The following is a 16,889-nucleotide window of genomic DNA, read 5'->3' as shown; positions in this document are numbered from 1 at the left end:
GTCGCATGGAGGGGTGCCACTCTGGGTCAGTATGGCCGAATACGCGCATACCGGCCGCCCGAAGGGGTGTCCCGGCGCCGGCTACTCGACGGCCGGGTCCTCCTGGGAGTGCCGCACGGCCTTCTTCACGGCCTGCTCGACCTCGAACCGGCTGGCCTCGGTGGCCGCGGCGTGCGCGGTGATGGCCGCCTGGACCGCCTCGGACGCCTCGCGCCAGCGGCGCAGCTGGGCTTCGTACTCCTCACCGGTCAGGCCCGCGAGCTTCGCGCGCTCCACCTCGGCGGATCGTTCCAGCTTGATCAACTCATCGGGAACCTCTGCCACGGGCACGGATCCTAGACGGTGGGTGGGCCGCGTCGACCATAGGACTTACCGGCCGAACGGGTGGAGCCGCTCATCGAACCCCCGCTCCACCGGCGATCGCCGTACAACCCTGCGACCACGTGGCGGGTCTTTATCACCGTACGAACTGATCCGCCCTTTCAGTGCGCCTTGTACCCATGGGGGACCGTATGAACTTCGTCCGTCAGCACACCCGCGGCGCCGTGACCGCAGCCTGCACCGTCCTCATGGCGGGCGTGCTCGGGGCCGCGGGCGCCGGAACGTCCAACGCCGGCACCGCGGCACCGCGGACCCGGGTGATCGCCTCCTCCGTCCTCGGGAGCGACTACAAGGTCACGCTGACCGCGGTGCGGTCGACCGAGGACCAGTACGCCGCCTCCGTGCGGCTGCAGGTCTACACGCACACCAAGGGAGCCTGGAAGGAGTCCGACTGGGTCACCGTGGGCGCCGTCGACGGGTGGTTCTGGTACCCGCTCACGGGCAGCGGTGCCGTCTGCGACTTCTCGACCGCGAGCACCGACCCCGCGCCGCTCACCGTGAGCCTGCTGATCACCCCGTCCATCGGCTGCTCCGAACCCGCGCACTACGTGGTGAAGCAGGGCAGGGTCTTCACCGGCTGACCGGCGAGCGGCCGCCGTGGCGACAGCGGGGCACACCCGGCTTCGCGATCACCCGATGGAACGAGAAGCGGCGGGAACGACAACCGGCGGCGTGACACGCCCCTGCCCGACGTCGTTGACCGGGCTATGAAGAAGATCAGTGCACTCGCCGCGCTCACCATGGCCGGTGTCGCCCTCGCCACCCCGGCCCACGCCGACACCGACGGCAATCACGGCAACCACGGCCGCATCAACGTCGCCGGGCGGCCACTGACCGCCGCCGGCCTCTGCAAGCAGGCTCTCGGGCTCGTCCCGTTCGCGGCCCCGTGGACCGGCTCCTCGGTGGACGACGCCTGCAACAACCGCGACCACACCCATCGCGTCCGCGACGGGCTCGAGCGGGAACACCAGGAATAACTGACCTGGAACAACTGCCTTTGAGACCAACGGGATTCGTCTCGACGCGCAAGGGCCACCGGGGCCGGCCCGCGTCTGTGGCCGGACCGGTGGGCTGCCCACGGCTGCTGCGCCGTCGACGGCCCACCGGACGTGCGAGCCGGGAGGTTCCGCCCCGGCAGCCGGAAAGGGGGCTGGATGTCTACCAGTAGTGCCGCCGGCCGGCGACCGCGTGCCCCATCGAGCCCAGGATCCAGAAGACCGCGCCGATGATCACGAGGATGATCCCTATGGTCCACAGGATGGAAAGCCCTGTGACGAAACCGACGACGAGCAGAATGATACCGAGGGCGATCATGACGCGCCTCCTGTTGGTGAATCGCTCCTACCAGTGCGGGTGCCCCGAAGCGGAAGATGTCATCGTCCGCGGGCCGAAAATCTGAGAAACCGGAAATCCGAGAAATCGGGACAGGGCGGCTGGCGGCGCCGGCTCAGAGGGAGTGGCCTCAGGAGGGGGCGCCGTTCGGCAGCTGCTGCTCCGCCCAGATGGTCTTGCCTGTGGCGGTGTACCGCGTGCCCCACCGCTGGGCGACCTGCGCGACCAGGAAGAGACCGCGCCCTCCCTCGTCGGTGCTGTGAGCACGGCGCAGATGGGGAGAGGTGTTGCTGGCGTCGGACACCTCGCAGATGAGCGCCCGTTCGTGGATCAGACGCACACTGATGGGCCCGCCGGCGTGCGTGATGGCGTTGGTGACGAGCTCGCTCACGATCAGCTCGGTGGTGAAGGCGATGTCCTCCAGGCCCCAGGCGGCCAGCCGTCGGGCGGTGTTGTCGCGGGCGTCGTGCACCGCCCGCGGATCCGCGGGCACTTCCCAGGAGGCCACGCGGTCGGGGGCGAGGGCCCGCGTCCGGGCGATGAGGAAGGCGACGTCGTCGTGCGGGTGGTCCGGCAGGAGGATGCGGACCATCGTGTCGCAGATCTCCTCAAGCGGCTGGTCGGGGTGGGCCAGGGCGAAGCAGAGCCGCTCGAAGCCGACGTCGACATCGCGGTCCGAGGCCTCGATCAGGCCGTCCGTGTAGAGGGCGACGACGCTGCCCTCCTCCAGCTCGATCTCGGCCGACTCGAAGGGCAGACCGCCCAGGCCCAGCGGGGGACCGGCGGGGATGTCGGGCAGTTCGACCGGTTCGCTGAGGTGGGCGATGGCGGGGGTGGGATGCCCGGCGCGTGCCACGCTGAGCTTCCGTGAGATCGGGTCGTAGACGGCGTAGACGCAGGTCGCGCCGATCACCACCGGTCCGTCCGTGGCCGCCTCCGCCTCGTCCGCCAGGCGCAGGACGAGATCGTCGAGGCGGGCGAGCAGCTCGTCGGGGGGCAGGTCCAGGTCGGCGAGCGTCTGCACGGCCGCACGCAGCCGGCCCATGCTGGCCGCCGCGTGGATGCCGTGGCCGACGACGTCCCCGACGACCAGGGCGACCCGGGCGCCGGACAACGGGATGACGTCGAACCAGTCACCGCCCACGCCGGCCTCGGCGTCGGTGGGCAGATAGCGGTAGGCGACGTCGACGGCACAGTGTTCGGGCAGATCGGGCGGAAGGAGACTGGTCTGCAGGGCGAGGGCCGCGTGGTGCTCGCGGACGAAACGCCGGGCGTTGTCCACGCACACCGCCGCACGGGCGACCAGTTCCTCCACGAGCAGCAGGTCGTCCTCGTCGAACGGGTTGGGGTTCTCCCAGCGCAGCAGCGTGACCACCCCCATGGTCACGCCTCGTGCCCGGAGCGGCACCACCAGGTGCGTGTGCACACCGAGAGCGAGGAGCTTGGCCAGCCGCTGCGGATCTCCGGCCAGCCACCAGGTCGTGGGTTCCAGTACCGGATCGAGGATCGGCCGGCCCGTGGCGAGGCACCGCCGTTGCGGGGACATGGACGGGTATCCGGTGGGCTCCCCGATCGGAACGATCGCCTCCGGCACCTCCTCGCGGATCGACAGGTGCACCGCCCGCTGGAGCGAGCCGCCGGTGATCGGCCCGGGGGTGAGGTCCCGGGCCGCGAGAACGCCCTGGAAGAGGTCGATCGCCACGAACTCGGCGAGCTGCGGCACCAGGACCTCCGCCAGTTCCCGCACCGTGCGGTCGAGGTCAAGGGTGGTGCCGATGCGCTGCGCCGCCTCGTTGAGCAGGGCGAGCCGCTCGCGTGCCCGGTCCTGGGCGGTGAAGTCGACGGCGGTGTGACACACCCCGAGCGTCCTGCCGCCGACGTCCCTCAGCGGGAAGGACGAGCGCAGCCTGAGGTGTCCCTGCGCGGTGCGGCGGGACCTGCCGTGCGGGGGTGGTACGTGCTCCACGGCGGGTGTCACCCGGCCCGACAGCAGCGCCTGACGCGCCTGCCAGTCCACGGCCGACGGCACCGGACCGGGCCCCGATCCGGATCCAGGGCCGCAGGACGTGGCTGCACGGCCGGCATCGAGGTGGGCCGGCAGGCCCTCCATGGCGACCAGCGCCTGGTTCACCCACTGGAAGCGCAGCTCGCTGTCGAGAACGGCGATACCGATCGGTGACTCCTCCAGGAGGCCGCGCACCACCGCCTGATCGAGCTCCCACCGGCGCGAGTCGGAGACCTCACAGGCCACGGCGAGCCAGGCGGAACCCTGCTCCGCGCTCAGCGGACACGCCCGCAGGGCCAGCTCGACGGGGTGGCCCGCACGGTGGCGCGCGGTGATCAGGCCCTCCCAGCCCTCGCCGACCCGTTGCGCCGCGGACAGCGTGGACGTCGGGGATCCCTCGGTCATGAGGACGGAGGTGGCGGGCCGTCCCAGCACGCTGGGCGCCGGATAGCCGAGGAGGTCCTCCGCCCGCTGACTCCAGTAGCGGATCAGGCCGTGCGCGTCCACGAGGGCGACGGCGGCAGAGGTGATGCCGAACGGATCGTCCTGCTGCTTGTTGTCCAGATCCCTCAGATCCATGGTGTCGGCCGCATCCGCAGGCAAGTTTTCCACCCACCACGGTCTCACATGGACCCGGGTGTGTCTTCGGGCCGACCCCACGCCCGCCCGGGGCGCGGGGCGGCATCCGGTGGCCGAGCGGGGCCGGACACTCCCGTGCCCGGCCCCGCTCCGCGAGCGTTACGCGCGCGGGCGCTCGAAGGTCAGCAGCAGCCCCTCCACCGCTCCGGGACCTATGCGGCCCTTGACGTCGGCGGAGGTGATGGCCTTGAGGCCCCAGCCGTCCTCGGCGTGCTTGTTCAGGACCTTCTCCAGCTTGTCGCTGTCCAGCGCGTCGCCGATCAGCGACTCCCGGAAGGTGACGACCTTGTACTCGTACGCGTAGCCGCTGCTCATGGTGCGGAGTCCTCCTGAACCCGGGCCGGGTGGTGGGGTGATGGCCGGGGCAAGCTAACCATCCCGGGGCCGCGCGGCAGAAGGCCGTGGCGAGGCCGACGGCCCGTGCGGGGACCCGCGACGGATCCCCGCGGTCGCCTTTGGTCCTACGCGGGCTGTGGCGCGGGTGTTGCCGGAGCGGTGGCCGCGACCTTGCGGGTCTCGCGCATGATCAGCAGGCCGTTGCCCACCATCAGGGTCGCGGTCAGGCCGTGTACGCCGAGGGCGGTGGCCACGGAGCCGTGGTGGGCCACCACGGTGGCCATGTCGCCGTACGCGGCGAGGGCCTCCACCAGCAGCACCCAGCCCAGCGCCCGGCGATGGCCCGTCACCAGCAGGATGCCCAGGACCAGGGCCAGGACGACGTCCCGGATTCCCTTGATGACCAGGAAGCCTCCGCCGTCGCCGGACGGCCAGCTCGGCAGGCCGAAGGTCGGCGCCGTCGTCTGCGGGCTCAGGATGAACTCTCCCCCGAACCAGAGGATGAAGAGGATGAAGGCGGCTGCCAGGACGGTGTTGATCTTCTTTAACGACATCGTTCTTCTCCTTGCGAGTGGCGAGTGGCGAGTGGCGAGTTGCGGGTCTTTCGCCGGCTCGGTGAGCATCGTGGAGCTTGCTGACTCGTGTGGGGCCCGAGCAGGCCGCGCGGAGGCTGCGGCCCACTGCATGTCGGGCGGCTTCGGGGTCAGACGAGGGCGGCGACGAGCAGGGTGAAGGCGGCGATGATGACGGCGACGCGGACGTAGTGGAAGCGGTCCCAGCGCTTCATCTGCTGCATCCAGTCGTCGGGCCGGTTGTCAGGGGTCCACGTCTTGCCCCGGTTGTTGATCGGGACGAGCAGCAGGAGCGACATGATCACGCTGACGATCAGCAGCGCGGCGGCGGTGACGACAAGGGCGGTGCCGTGGTGGTGCCGTCCGGCGACGGCCCAGATCGCGCTGAGGACGAGTGAGCCGATGTACCAGAACGGCATCACCGCGCCGAGCATCCGGCCCCCGTGGGAGTGGGCCATCTGGTTGCTGTCCTCCGGGAGGGCGTTGAAGATCGGGTTCATGACGAAGGCGACGGAGAACTCCACCCCCACCATCAGGCCGACGACCACGGTGGTGATGACCTCGAGTGCGCTGAGCATGGTGCCCCTCCCGGGATCTAGCGTTGCTAGCCGATGTGAGCAACGCTAGTACTGCTGCCGCTCGATTGTCTAGCGGTGCTAGGATCGAGTTATGTCGGTACAGGAACGCAAGCAGCGTGAACGGGCGGTCCGTGAGCGCCTCATCGTGGCCACGGCCCGCGAACTGGCGGAGCAGCAGGGGTGGGACGCGGTCACCACGCGCCGGCTGGCCGAGCGCATCGAATACAGCCAGCCCGTCCTCTACAGCCACTTCCGCGGCAAGCGCGAGATCATCGGCGCCGTCGCCCTCGAGGGCGCCGCCGAGATGGCCGTGGCGGTGCGGGCCGCGGCGTCCGCCGCGAACAGCCCGCGCGAGCGGGTCGCGGCCCTCGCCCGCGCCTACCTCGACTTCGCCGAGCGCAACCCGGCCGTCTACGACGCCTTGTTCCAGCTCGACGGCGGCCTGGCGTACGCGCAGGAGGACACCCCGGAGCCGCTGAAGGACGCCTTCGCCGCGTTGATGGAGAGCCTGGGCGAGGTCGCCGGGGACGGCGTCGACCCTGGGCTGTTCACCGAGGTGTTCTGGGCGTCCCTGCACGGACTCGCGACCCTGACCCGGGCGGGGCGGCTGCCACCGGAGTACACCGAGCAGAGGGTGGAACTGCTGGTGGACCGGCTCGCTGTGCTCTGACACGGCATCCCGGCGGGCACACGGCCGGGGCCCTCGGACCCCGCCGTTGCCTGCCCACGCCAACGCTTCGGGTCACTCGCACCCGCACGGCGCAGCCGCAGATCCGATGGGCGCCCTGACACCGCGTCATTCTCCGGTGCCCTCGTCGTCCTCGTCGAGGTGGACGGCAGGATCGCCGTGCTGGGTGGTGCCGGTGGCGCCGCCGTAGTCCGCGGCCGGGGCGCGACGGCAGGACGACTCGACCCAGTCGGTGATCCGTCCCTGGCCGTCGGCCCGCCGGCTCCGCCGAACGCCCCGCCCGTGCCACGGCCGGTACCGCCCAGCACCACGTACTCCAGCGCGCCGCCACCCGGTGTGGCCTCAGTGCGGAAGCACCGAGGCGTCGTTGAGGCGGACCGCACACTCCAGCAGGAGGGCGTGGACGAACGCCTGGGGCAGGTTGCCGCGCAGCTGCCGCTGCCGGACGTCGTACTCCTCCGCGAACAGTCCGGGCGGCCCGCACGCCGCCCGGGTCCGTTCGAACCAGCGCAGCGCGCCGGCGCGGTCACCGAGGTGGTCGGTGGCCAGCGCCATGGTGAACCCGCACAGCAGGAAGGCCCCTTCGGCCTCGCCCGGTGGGATCCCGTCATGAACGAAGCGATACAGGTACCCGTCCTCGGCCAGCTGTTCCTCGATGAAGCGGCGGGTGATCGCGTTGCTCGGGTCGTCCGCGGAAGGGAAACCGCGCGCCAGAGGCGTCAGCAGAGCGGCCTCCGGTCCGTCGTCGTCGGCGGCCCGCCGCCACCGGCCGTCCTCGCGCAGACAGCGGCGCCGGGTCTCCGCGAAGACGGCCTCGGCGAGGTCGGCGCAGCGCCGTCCCGTCCGTCCCGGCAGCACCTCGGCCACGCGTCGCAGCCCGCAGACCACGCTCAGCCGTGACTGGGTCCACCACCGTTCGTCCAACTCCCACAGACCCGCGTCGGGCCGCCGCCAGTTGTGCTCGACCGCCCGGACCGCGACCGTGACCGCCTGCTCGGCCTCGGGCGTGAGCCGGTCGTGGTGAGCGGCGGCGGCGAACAGCTGGAGCGCCTCCCCGAACGCGTCGAGCTGGAACTGCCCGGCCGCGCGGTTCCCGATCCGGTCATGGCCTCCCGGGTAGCCGGGCAGCGGAAGCCCTCGCTCCTCCGGTACGGGACCGCCGTCGACGGTGTACGCGGGGTGCAGGCCGTCTCCGTCGGCGAGAATGCGGTCGGTGGTGAAACGTACCGCGGTGTCGAGCAGCTCGTGCGGCCCGTGAGCGGCGACCGCGAGGCCCGCGTAGCTCTGATCGCGCAGCCAGGCGAAGCGGTAGTCGTAGTTGCGACCGGTGTTGGCGCGCTCCGGCAACGACGTGGTGACGGCCGCGACCATGCCGCCGGAGGCACTCGTCAGGCCGCGCAGGACGGCGTAGGCGTGCCGGGCGTCGCGCGGTGCGGCCAGCGCGGAGCAGTCGGGCACGGCCCGCCGCCAGGCCTCCTCCGTGCGTGCCCACAGGTGCTCGGGATCCAGCCGGTCCGTGCTCTCCTTCCGCGACAGCTCCAGGACAAGGTCGTGCCGCTCGCCCTCGCGCAGGCGGAACTCATCGCGCAGGCCGGATTCGGGGTGCCATGCCGCCCGGTGCGCTCCGAGGAGCCGAAGCCGCAGACCGTCGGCGTGCGCGGTCCACACGTCGTCCTCGAGGCGAGGATCGCGCATCCGTTCGGAGCCGAAGCCCGGCCGCGGATCGAGGGTCAGCCGCAGGCGGGCCTCCCCCCGCTCGACGCGCATCCGGCGCAGCAGCACCAGCCGGTCCGCGGAACCCGGCATCGCCAGGGCGTCGCGGCACTCGACCACGGCGTCGGCCGTCACCCAGCGGCTGACCCGGATCAGCGTGCCGTCCTCGTAGTAGCCACCCCACACGTGCCACCGGTCCTCCGGTTCGACGCCGAAGTACCCGCCGCCGCCGATCAGGGCGGAGAACACCGCCTCGCTGTGCCAGCGTGGGGCGCACAGCCACACGATGCGCCCGTCCGGGTCCACCACCGCGCCCCGTTCGCCGTCGGCGAGGATCGCGTACGCCCGCAGCGCCCATGGTGGACAGACGTCGTTCGGGACATGTGCCGGCTTGTCCGCTGTGTCACCCATGGCACTGCTGTTTTCCCGGCCGCCCCGCCGGGAAACGCCCGCTGCGCCGGCGGAGGGCACGGACGGCGTCCCAGGGCAGGTGGTCCGCCCGCCGCGCCCCGGTCGAGGTGGCCCGCGCACGGGGCCGGCCACGCGGCGCCGTAGCGGAGGAGAGGCCCGTCCTCGCACAGGTGCGTGCCGGGCGCCGCGCGAGGTCCTCGGCCCTGAACCTCAGGAGCCGATGACATCCGTGTAGCCGTGCCCGGTGATGGGCTGTCCTGCGAGCGTGCCGGTCACGTGGCAGGCGCCGGTGTAGGCGACTTCCGAGCCCGGCAGTCCGCGATGGCTGATGTCCAGGGACGCGTCGAGGGCGGGAACGGTCAGAACCCAGTGCCCTTCGTGGCCGGTTCGCTGAGCGTGGGTGATCAGGTGTGAGCCGTCGGGCCGGAGTTCCGTGAGCCAGGACGTGCCGTCTTCCTCGGTGTCCCAGACGCTCAGGTACCGGCCCGCGCCGAGGTCGAGTCCGAGCCATGTGAAGCGCGGCGGCTCGGTGGCCTCGGCAACCCACTGACGGTCGAGCCAGGTACGTCCGCCGACCCGATGGGTGACTCCCTCGATGGTGATGGTTCCCGACGTGGACAGGCCGGGCAGCGCGTACTGCCCCGTCGTGCCGCCGAAGAAGGGGAACACGCCGCTGCCGCCGCTGTAGAGGACAGGGTCCTCGCGCCGGAGGGCGAGCCGAACCGACGCGGTGTCCGTCGATCCCGAGATGTCGAGCCGGTCCAGGTCACCGCTCACGGCGAGGACGGAGGTCTGCACGTTCAGCGCATCAGCGGCCACCTTCACCTCGCCCATGGCTTCGACGGCCTGCTTGCCGCTGCTGTGGCCGTCTCCTTCCTGCAGCACGGCGACCGTGCTGTGACAGGCACCCTGCATCAGCATCGTGTGGATCTTCACCCAGAAGACCTTCTCGTCGTCGTGCAGCTTGGCGCAGAACCACCAGGAGTCCGCGCGGTCGGGTGACGTGGGGGCCAGACCCGTGGCGGCGTCGATCAATGTGGGGCGGCTCGTCGTCATCGAATCTCCTGTCACCGGGCGGCCGTTGCCGGACGAGGTCATGGAAGGACGCTGTCATTACTGATCAGTTGGCCAGTCTGCCAGCAGGTGGGCCGCACCAGCCTGCTGGGGTGGACCGGGCGAGGCGTCCGGAGGCGTTCGCGAGCGGGCGGTGCGGGCCGCGCGGCGTACCCCGTGCTCGTGTGAGCCCTGTACGCGCCCCCGCCCGGGCGGCAAGACTGCCTGGACGGCGGGTGGTTGGCCAGAGCATCACTCACCGCCAGTGGATCCGAGTTCTCCGGAAGGCAGGTCGGCTGCTGTGCTGTTGAGGCTGCCCACATCCGTGTCCGAAGCCCAGGAGTGCCTGGCCGAGGGAGCCGTGCCGATCGGCGGGGCGACCCTCGTCTGGGCCGACTGGCAGCGGGAGGGGTTCCCCGAACTGGCCATGTCCCTGCGCGAGTTGCCGGAGGCCAATGTACTGGGGCGGGAATCCGTGGGCGGTGCCGTGGTCCTGCACCGGATCGACGGCCGGGTGCCCGGCGTGCTCCGCCTGGCCGCCGCCCTGGTGGGGACCGGCGCCGTACGGCGCACGGCGACGGTCGGCGGCAACCTCGTCGGCAGTACGCTGCGCTGCCTGCTCCCCGCGGCGCTCGTCCTGGACGCCCGGGCGACGGTGCTGGAATCCGACGGCGTCCATGAGACGGACCTGGCCGAACTGGTGGCCAAGCGCCCCGTCCTCGTCAGCCTGCGCTGGCGCGCACCGATCGCCTCCGCGTACCGCAAGTCGGCCGGCGAGGCAGGCGGACCGCCACCACGCGTCGTCGCCTCCGCGGTGCATGCCGGCAACCGTGGCAACCGCCTGCGAGTCGCTGTCCGCGACGGCTACGACCTATTCAGTGGCAGCGCCCCGTGCGGCAGCGACGCCGGGGAAACCCTGCGCGCGCTGAGCGGGACGGACCTCGCGAACCTGCCGGACTCCGCGTGGGAAGGCGTCCACGCGCAGGTCACCGGCCTGCTGGGCGGCCTCGGCGCGAACTGAGGAGACGGATGGCCGACCGCTCGGTCCACCACCGTCCGCCTCGTCGTGGACACACACCTCAAGTGCCTGAGCGGGGCGGTGGACGGTTGGGCTGCCGGGACGGCGTAAACACCGGCGCGCACGCGCTGCCGGACGCGCCGTCCGCGCGCACTGACGGTGGCTTGGCAACCGCTTGTCGCCGTCTCGGCCGAAGACGCAGCATGGCGCTTCCCACCCGTGGTCCGGCAGGGAGCGGCCCATGCGCCCGAACTCGTCACTGCTGAGCGCACGACGCGCCAGAGCCCACGACGGGTGGATGCCGGTGTCCCGTGACTCCCGAAGGGGATGGACGTGCCAGAGCCGCTTGATGCCGTGACTCCTGTTGCCGCCGGCGAGCCCGGGTTCCCGCCGGAGTCGACCGCACCGCCGACGATGGGTGTGGAGGAGGAGTTCGTCCTGGCCGACCGGCACAGCAGGTCGGCCGTGTACAGATCCCTCTCCGTCGTACCCGCCGCCCGCGCTCACCTCGGCGCGCCGCACGCCACCCCCGAACTCTCGCAGTCCCAGGTCGAGACCGTCAGCGCGGTGTGTCGTACGGCCGCCGAACTGGAGGCGGAGATCCTTCGATTACGCGCGGGCGCGGCCGCCGCAGCCGCCGAGTACGACTGCCTGCTGGTGCCCAGCGGCACGGCGGTCCTCGGCCGCTCCGGGCCACCGCCCCTGCTCGACCAGCCGCGTTACCGCGCCCTCGCGAGCCGCTTCGGGCCCATGGTCCACGAGCAGGGCGTGAACGCCTGCCACGTCCACGTGGGCGTCACCGACCGGGAAGAGGCCGTCGAGGTGGTCAACCACCTGCGCGGCTGGATGCCCCTGCTGCTGGCCCTCACCGCCAACTCCCCGTACAGCGGCGGGACGGACACCGGATACGCGAGCTGGCGCTCCATGGTCTGGAGCCGGTGGCCCGCTGCGGGGCCACCGCCCTACCTGCGCGGTGCGGCCCACTACGAACGGGTCGTCGGCCAACTCGTGGCCACCGGAGCGGCGATGGACCCGGCCATGATCTACTGGCACGTCCGGCCCTCGGCACACCTCCCGACCATCGAGGTACGCATCGCGGACGTGATGCCCGAGGCCGGGACCACCACCGCTTACGCCCTGCTCGTCCGCGGCCTCGTCGGACACGCCATCGAGGCGGCACGTGCCGGTGAATACGCGCCCGAGGCCCCCGACCTGCTGTTGCGGGCGGCATGCTGGCAGGCCGCCCGGCACGGACCGACCGGCACCCTGCCCGCAACCCACACCCGTGACTGCGCCCCCACGCCCGTCGGCCGCCTGATCGAGGAACTGTGGAAACGGGCCGAACCGCACCTCAGCCGGTACGGCGACGACCCGTGCGTCGGCGACTGGCTGAGCGGCGTCCAGCTCACCGGGACGGGCTCCGCGCGCCAGCGGCGTGTCGCGGAACGGTACGGAGGTTTCCTGCAGGCGGTCGTGGACGACCTCGCCGTCGAGCCGGTCGGTCCACCGGAGCACGGTGGCGGGCCTCTCGGATGACACGCCCGGCGGTCCCCTGCGGGGTGGGGGCTGCGGTGCGGACCCACCAGCCGACGTCGCCGAGTCCGCACGTCGTGCCGGCATCGAGAGATGTGCGGCCGGGGGCGGTGTCACCGCTCCCGGCCGGCTCTCGGGTGCTACCGCGAGGGGTCCTCGTGGGACAGCTCGAGGTCGTGGTCGATGACGCCGCCTGCGTCCACGCGCACCGACGCGGCGACCGGGGCGTAGCCGCCGGCGATGACCGTGTACGCGCCGCCGGTGAGGTCGGTGAACCCGTAAGCGCCGTCGGGGCCGGTGACCGCGGTGCCGATCACGTTCCCCGCCCCGTCCAGCAGGGTGACCTTGGCGTCGGCGAGCGCCGTGCCGGTCGCGCCGGTCACGACGCCGTGGAGCCGGGCACCGGGTTCGAGGCGGACCTCGTGGGCCTCCGTGGCCCCCGGGGCGACCTCGACCGGGAGAGCGGCCGGGCGGTGCCCGGGCGCGTTCACCGCGAGCGTGTAGCTGCCGGGGACCAGATCCGTGAGCGCGAAGGCGCCGTCGGCGGCCGAGGTGCCGGAGGAGACGACCTCGCCGCGCACGTCGGTGGCGACGAGAAGGGCACCCGCCAGCGGGTGTCCGTCGACGGCGTCCCGGACGGATCCGGTGAGGGCGGCGGTGCCGCTCAGCGCCAGGTCGCACGCGGCCGGCTCGTCGCGGACCAGCACCGTGACCGCCTGCGGCCGGCGGGCACCGGCGGCGCCGATCAGCACATAGGTGCCGGGACGGGGAACGGCCACCGCGTAGGCACCGTCCTCGCCGCTGACGGCGCGGTCGAGCTGCCTGCCGTCCACATCGATCAGCGTGATCACCGCCTGCGGCACCGGGGCACCCACGCCGTCCAGCACCCGGCCGCGGACGCCGTACCGGAGGGCGCCGGGAACGGGCCCGGCCGGCTGGGCGGTCGGGCCGACGGCGGTGTTCTGCGTGGTCGGCTCGCCGGCAGTGGCCGGGGCCGGCTCGGGAGCCGGACCGGCGCTCTCCTCAGCGGCCCGCGCCTCCAGCCCGGAGACCTTGCGCAGCGGCACCTCCTTGGTCCACAGCGCGACGAGGAAGGCCAGGACCGTAACGGCCGCCGCGATGAGGAAGACGAGGTGCATCGAGTCGGTGAAGCCGACCTTGAACGGCTGGGCCAGGCGCGGGTCGAGCCGCTGGATGAACGAGGAGTCGTCCAGCACCCCTGAGCCGCTCCCGCCGCCCGCCCGGGGGTGCTTGAACATCTCCAGCACCGGTGCGTTCGCGGGGTCGGAACGTACGGCGGGGTCATGGAGCGCGGCCTGGAACGCGGGCGTCTCGTACGCGGCCCGGAACGCCGAGCTGATCTTGTCGCCGACGGTGCTGAACAGCACGGAGAGGAAGACGGCGGTACCGGCGGTGCCGCCCATCTGCCGGAAGAAGGTGGCCGACGCGGTCGCCACACCCATGTCCTTCGGCTCGACGGCGTTCTGCACGGCCAGGGTGAGGATCTGCATGCACCCGCTGAGGCCGATGCCGAACAGCGCCATGTAGGCCATGGTCTCCGGAAGCGGGCTGTTCCACTGCACCCGGTAGTGGAACAGCAGCATGGCGGCGATGATCAGGACGGTGCCGATGACCGGGAAGATCTTGTACTTGCCGGTCTGCTGGATGATGCGTCCGACCACGATGGTCCCGGCGATCATCCCGACCATCAGCGGCAGCATCAGCAGACCGGACCTGGTGGGGCTGACCCCCTTCACGATCTGCAGGTACAGCGGGACCATCATCAGCCCGCCGAACATGCCCATACCGATGAGCACGGACAGCACACTCATCTTGCTGAACACCGCGCTGCGGAACAGCCGCATCGGGATCAGGGCCTCCTCGCCCATGGCCCGCTCGACGAACACCCACGCCACCAGGCCGACCACGCCGACCGCGTAGCAGACGCAGGCCTTCGTCGAAGTCCAGCCCCAGTCCTGGCCCTGCTCGGCCACGAGCAGCAGCGGCACCACGCCGAGGGCGATGGTGAACGCGCCCCACCAGTCGATACGGTGCTCGCGCCGGGCGTGCGGGAGGTTCAGCACCTTGGCGACGACGAACAGGGCGATGACGCCGACCGGCACGTTGACCAGGAACACCCAGCGCCAGCCGGCGATGGCCAGGATGCTGCTCCGGCCCGCGAGGAAACCGCCGATCAAGGGGCCGAGCACGCTCGAGGAGCCGAACATCGCGAGCATGTAGCCCTGGTAGCGGGCCCGCTCGCGGGGCGGCACGATGTCACCGATGATCGCCAGGGCGAGTGACATCAGACCGCCCGCACCGATGCCCTGGAACGCGCGGAACGCGGACAGCTCCGTCATCGAGGTGGCGAACGAACAGGCCGCCGAGCCGGCGATGAAGATCGTGATGGCCGCCAGGAAGTAGGGCTTGCGGCCGTGGAGATCGGACAGCTTGCCGTACAGCGGTGTACTGATGGTGGAGGTGATCAGGTACGCGGTGGTGACCCACGCCTGAGAGCTGAGTCCGTGCAGATCATCGGCGATGGTGCGGATCGAGGTGCTGACGATCGTCTGGTCGAGCGCCGCGAGGAACATCCCCAGCATCAGACCGCTGAGGATCGTCATGATCTGGCGGTGCGAGAGCCTGCCGGCCGGTGGGGCCGACGGGGCTATCGCTGCGGTTCCCCCGCGGGGCGGGGACGCGGGCGTGGTCATCCGTGCAGTTCTCCTTGCCTCGCCTCGCCACCCGGGCGCTGCCCGGCTGCGAGGCCCGTGTGCGTGCGATCCGCGGGGCGTCGTTGCGGCGCTTCGGCAGCGGTGCGAGGAGTGGCCGGTCGCCGGACGGCCGCGGAGCCAGGCGCGTCGGCTCCGCCGCACGCCCGCGCACGAAGTGCCCGCACGCTGGACGCCCGGCTTCGGCGGCGCCCGGCAGCGAGACCCGGCTCCGGCTGCCCGTGTCGATCATCGCTCACTTTCCGTTGCTTGCGGCTACCAAGTGAGTCTAGATCCCGGAAGGAGGGGGCCGCATCACCTCTGTGCGGGTGCGCCCGGTGTCGCCGCGGCCTCCCGCACGGCCGATGCCGGACTCCACGCCGGGCGTCCGCGCAGCGCGGTCGCCACCAGCAGCGCCGAGAACAGCGCGGCCGCGCCGCACACCACGAAACCGATCGCGTAGCCGTGGCCGAGGGCGTTCAAGGCGTACGCGCGGGCCGCGCCCGGTGGGGCGGTGGCGGGGACGGAGTTCAGCGCGAGGGGGCCGCCTTCCCGCAGCACCTCGTGCGCCGCCGTCCTCGACTCCGCGCTCAGGGACGCCGAGGTGGCCAGTGAGGAGGTCACCCGGGACGCCGCCTGGCTCAGCGCGACCGCGCCGATGACCGCGGGGCCGAGAGTGAAGCCGAAGGCCCGCAACAGGTTGGTGGCGGCGCTGGCCATGCCCGCGAGCGGCAGCGGCACCGTGTTGACGGCGGTCGCGGTGATCGACGACACCGTGAACGCGAAGCCCACGCCGACGAGCCCGAGCGGCAGGATCAGCGAGGTCAGGTCGCGGTCGCCGGCGTCCAGCCCGGCGGCCAGGAAGTCTCCCGCGGCGATCAGCGCCAGACCGGCGGTGAGCAGCGCCCGTGCGGGCAGCCGGTGCAGCAGCCGGGAGGTCAGCGGCGTGAGGACCGGGGTGATGCCGTTGAGCAGCAGGAACGCGAAGGCGGCGCGCATCGGGCTCTGGTGCTGGATGGGGCCGAGCCGGATGCTCGCCGCGTAGGCGGTACCCAGGAAACTGAACATGCCCACGACCGCGACGACCGACGCGATCGCGAAGGCACGGTTGTGGAACAGGTCCAGGCGCAGCAGAGGGGAGCGCGCCCGGCTCTCGGCGGCGACGAACAGGCCCAGGAAGACGGCGGCGAGCACGAACGCCACGACCACCGGGGTGGATCCCCAGCCGTCCGCCGGTCCCTGGATGACGGCGTAGAGCAGGGCGAACAGGCCGACGCCGATGCTGATCTGGCCGCCGATGTCCAGTGAACGCCCTTCCGGCGCCCGGGAGTTGGTGGCCAGCCACCCGCTCACCAGCGCACTGACCGCGGCCAGCGCGGCGACCACCGCGAACGCCGAGCGCCATGAGCCGTAGGTGCCGGTGACACCGCCGAGCAGCGGGGCGAGGAAGCCGCCCGCGGACAGGCTGGAGGCCCATACGGCGATGGCGCGGGCACGCTCGGCGCCGGTGTGGGTGCCGGCCGCGATCATGGCGAGCGAGGTGGGGAAGAGCGCCGCGGCGCCGAGACCGGCCAGTGCCTGGCCCGCCCACAGCTGGTGGATGCCTGCGGCGCTCGCGGCGACGACCTCGCCCGCGCACAGCAGCGCGGCGCCGCCGACGAGGAGCCGTTTGCGGCCGAAGAGGTCGCCCAGCACGCCGAAGGAGAGTTCGAGCACGGCCACGGGCAGCAGGAACGCGTCGGAGATCCAGGTAAGTTGGGAGCCGACTGGGTGGAGGTGTTCCTGGAACAGGCCGTTGAGCGTGGCCGGTATCGCGAGCCCGATCTGGGCGAGGCAGACGGCGAGACAGCCGGCGACGAGCGTGCCGAGAGGAAGGGAACTGCGCGGGGCAGGAGATGCGTCGGACATGACCGGGTCCC

Annotated in this window: 15 protein-coding genes; 5 read left to right on the top strand and 10 right to left on the bottom strand. The window is 71.9% G+C overall.

What is annotated here, in order from left to right:
* Positions 1 to 81: 81 nt before the first annotated feature.
* On the bottom strand, positions 82 to 324 hold the full coding sequence (locus ACZ7HQ_RS11810) for a hypothetical protein (protein ID WP_470987458.1): 243 nt from the start codon (positions 322 to 324) through the stop codon (positions 82 to 84).
* Between the two features lie 188 nt (positions 325 to 512).
* On the opposite strand from ACZ7HQ_RS11810, the gene ACZ7HQ_RS11805 reads away from it, so the two are divergent.
* Together ACZ7HQ_RS11805 and ACZ7HQ_RS11800 are read left to right on the top strand one after the other, a co-directional pair.
* Positions 513 to 962: a hypothetical protein gene (locus ACZ7HQ_RS11805; protein ID WP_470987456.1), complete on the top strand. Its 450-nt coding sequence runs from the start codon at positions 513 to 515 to the stop codon at positions 960 to 962.
* 126 nt (positions 963 to 1,088) lie between these two features.
* A complete protein-coding gene (locus tag ACZ7HQ_RS11800) occupies positions 1,089 to 1,358 on the top strand; it encodes a hypothetical protein (protein ID WP_470987455.1) in 270 nt (89 codons plus the stop codon).
* 181 nt (positions 1,359 to 1,539) lie between these two features.
* Here the strand turns inward: ACZ7HQ_RS11800 and ACZ7HQ_RS11795 are convergent, their stop codons facing one another.
* The 5 genes from ACZ7HQ_RS11795 to ACZ7HQ_RS11775 form a co-directional block, all read right to left on the bottom strand.
* A complete protein-coding gene (locus ACZ7HQ_RS11795) occupies positions 1,540 to 1,695 on the bottom strand; it encodes a DUF6131 family protein (RefSeq protein WP_450797115.1) in 156 nt (51 codons plus the stop codon).
* A 148-nt stretch (positions 1,696 to 1,843) separates the two neighbouring features.
* A complete protein-coding gene (locus tag ACZ7HQ_RS11790) occupies positions 1,844 to 4,330 on the bottom strand; it encodes a SpoIIE family protein phosphatase (protein WP_470987454.1) in 2,487 nt (828 codons plus the stop codon).
* A gap of 126 nt (positions 4,331 to 4,456) precedes the next feature.
* Positions 4,457 to 4,672 carry a DUF4177 domain-containing protein gene (locus tag ACZ7HQ_RS11785; RefSeq protein ID WP_470987453.1) on the bottom strand — a complete coding sequence of 72 codons (216 nt, stop codon included), beginning with the start codon at positions 4,670 to 4,672 and terminating at the stop codon, positions 4,457 to 4,459.
* A gap of 146 nt (positions 4,673 to 4,818) precedes the next feature.
* Positions 4,819 to 5,247, bottom strand: a complete 429-nt coding sequence (locus ACZ7HQ_RS11780) for a DUF4267 domain-containing protein (protein ID WP_470987452.1) — start codon at positions 5,245 to 5,247, stop codon at positions 4,819 to 4,821.
* Positions 5,248 to 5,396: 149 nt separating this feature from the next.
* Positions 5,397 to 5,843, bottom strand: a complete 447-nt coding sequence (locus tag ACZ7HQ_RS11775) for an anthrone oxygenase family protein (protein WP_470987451.1) — start codon at positions 5,841 to 5,843, stop codon at positions 5,397 to 5,399.
* 91 nt (positions 5,844 to 5,934) lie between these two features.
* On the opposite strand from ACZ7HQ_RS11775, the gene ACZ7HQ_RS11770 reads away from it, so the two are divergent.
* Positions 5,935 to 6,513, top strand: coding sequence for a TetR/AcrR family transcriptional regulator (locus ACZ7HQ_RS11770; RefSeq protein WP_470987450.1), 579 nt, complete (start codon positions 5,935 to 5,937; stop codon positions 6,511 to 6,513).
* Positions 6,514 to 6,873: 360 nt separating this feature from the next.
* Here ACZ7HQ_RS11770 and ACZ7HQ_RS11765 read toward each other — a convergent pair whose 3' ends face one another.
* Positions 6,874 to 8,655: a glycoside hydrolase family 15 protein gene (locus tag ACZ7HQ_RS11765; protein WP_470987448.1), complete on the bottom strand. Its 1,782-nt coding sequence runs from the start codon at positions 8,653 to 8,655 to the stop codon at positions 6,874 to 6,876.
* Between the two features lie 210 nt (positions 8,656 to 8,865).
* Positions 8,866 to 9,711, bottom strand: coding sequence for a lipocalin-like domain-containing protein (locus ACZ7HQ_RS11760; RefSeq protein WP_470987446.1), 846 nt, complete (start codon positions 9,709 to 9,711; stop codon positions 8,866 to 8,868).
* A 298-nt stretch (positions 9,712 to 10,009) separates the two neighbouring features.
* Between ACZ7HQ_RS11760 and ACZ7HQ_RS11755 the strand changes: the two genes are divergently transcribed.
* Complete coding sequence (locus ACZ7HQ_RS11755; RefSeq protein ID WP_470987445.1) at positions 10,010 to 10,729, top strand: FAD binding domain-containing protein; 720 nt, start codon at positions 10,010 to 10,012, stop codon at positions 10,727 to 10,729.
* Positions 10,730 to 11,080: 351 nt separating this feature from the next.
* Positions 11,081 to 12,262: a carboxylate-amine ligase gene (locus tag ACZ7HQ_RS11750; RefSeq protein WP_470987444.1), complete on the top strand. Its 1,182-nt coding sequence runs from the start codon at positions 11,081 to 11,083 to the stop codon at positions 12,260 to 12,262.
* 137 nt (positions 12,263 to 12,399) lie between these two features.
* Here the strand turns inward: ACZ7HQ_RS11750 and ACZ7HQ_RS11745 are convergent, their stop codons facing one another.
* Complete coding sequence (locus ACZ7HQ_RS11745) at positions 12,400 to 14,973, bottom strand: MFS transporter (protein ID WP_470987443.1); 2,574 nt, start codon at positions 14,971 to 14,973, stop codon at positions 12,400 to 12,402.
* Between the two features lie 312 nt (positions 14,974 to 15,285).
* Positions 15,286 to 16,878 carry an MFS transporter gene (locus ACZ7HQ_RS11740; RefSeq protein WP_470987441.1) on the bottom strand — a complete coding sequence of 531 codons (1,593 nt, stop codon included), beginning with the start codon at positions 16,876 to 16,878 and terminating at the stop codon, positions 15,286 to 15,288.
* Between the last annotated feature and the right edge of the window lie 11 nt (positions 16,879 to 16,889).

Source organism: Streptomyces sp. NPDC037290, from assembly GCF_055603245.1.
The sequence above is the reverse complement of the archived record's forward strand: the minus strand, read 5'-3'. Positions and strand labels throughout refer to the sequence as shown.

Excerpts from the sequence above, each read along its gene's own strand:
- ACZ7HQ_RS11805 (WP_470987456.1), top strand. The coding sequence starts at position 513 with ATGAACTTCGTCCGTCAGCACACCCGCGGCGCCGTGACCGCAGCCTGC.
- ACZ7HQ_RS11800 (WP_470987455.1), top strand. The coding sequence starts at position 1,089 with ATGAAGAAGATCAGTGCACTCGCCGCGCTCACCATGGCCGGTGTCGCC.
- ACZ7HQ_RS11795 (WP_450797115.1), bottom strand. The coding sequence starts at position 1,695 with ATGATCGCCCTCGGTATCATTCTGCTCGTCGTCGGTTTCGTCACAGGG.
- ACZ7HQ_RS11785 (WP_470987453.1), bottom strand. The coding sequence starts at position 4,672 with ATGAGCAGCGGCTACGCGTACGAGTACAAGGTCGTCACCTTCCGGGAG.
- ACZ7HQ_RS11780 (WP_470987452.1), bottom strand. The coding sequence starts at position 5,247 with ATGTCGTTAAAGAAGATCAACACCGTCCTGGCAGCCGCCTTCATCCTC.
- ACZ7HQ_RS11775 (WP_470987451.1), bottom strand. The coding sequence starts at position 5,843 with ATGCTCAGCGCACTCGAGGTCATCACCACCGTGGTCGTCGGCCTGATG.
- ACZ7HQ_RS11770 (WP_470987450.1), top strand. The coding sequence starts at position 5,935 with ATGTCGGTACAGGAACGCAAGCAGCGTGAACGGGCGGTCCGTGAGCGC.
- ACZ7HQ_RS11765 (WP_470987448.1), bottom strand. The coding sequence starts at position 8,655 with ATGGGTGACACAGCGGACAAGCCGGCACATGTCCCGAACGACGTCTGT.
- ACZ7HQ_RS11760 (WP_470987446.1), bottom strand. The coding sequence starts at position 9,711 with ATGACGACGAGCCGCCCCACATTGATCGACGCCGCCACGGGTCTGGCC.
- ACZ7HQ_RS11745 (WP_470987443.1), bottom strand. The coding sequence starts at position 14,973 with ATGACCACGCCCGCGTCCCCGCCCCGCGGGGGAACCGCAGCGATAGCC.
- ACZ7HQ_RS11740 (WP_470987441.1), bottom strand. The coding sequence starts at position 16,878 with ATGTCCGACGCATCTCCTGCCCCGCGCAGTTCCCTTCCTCTCGGCACG.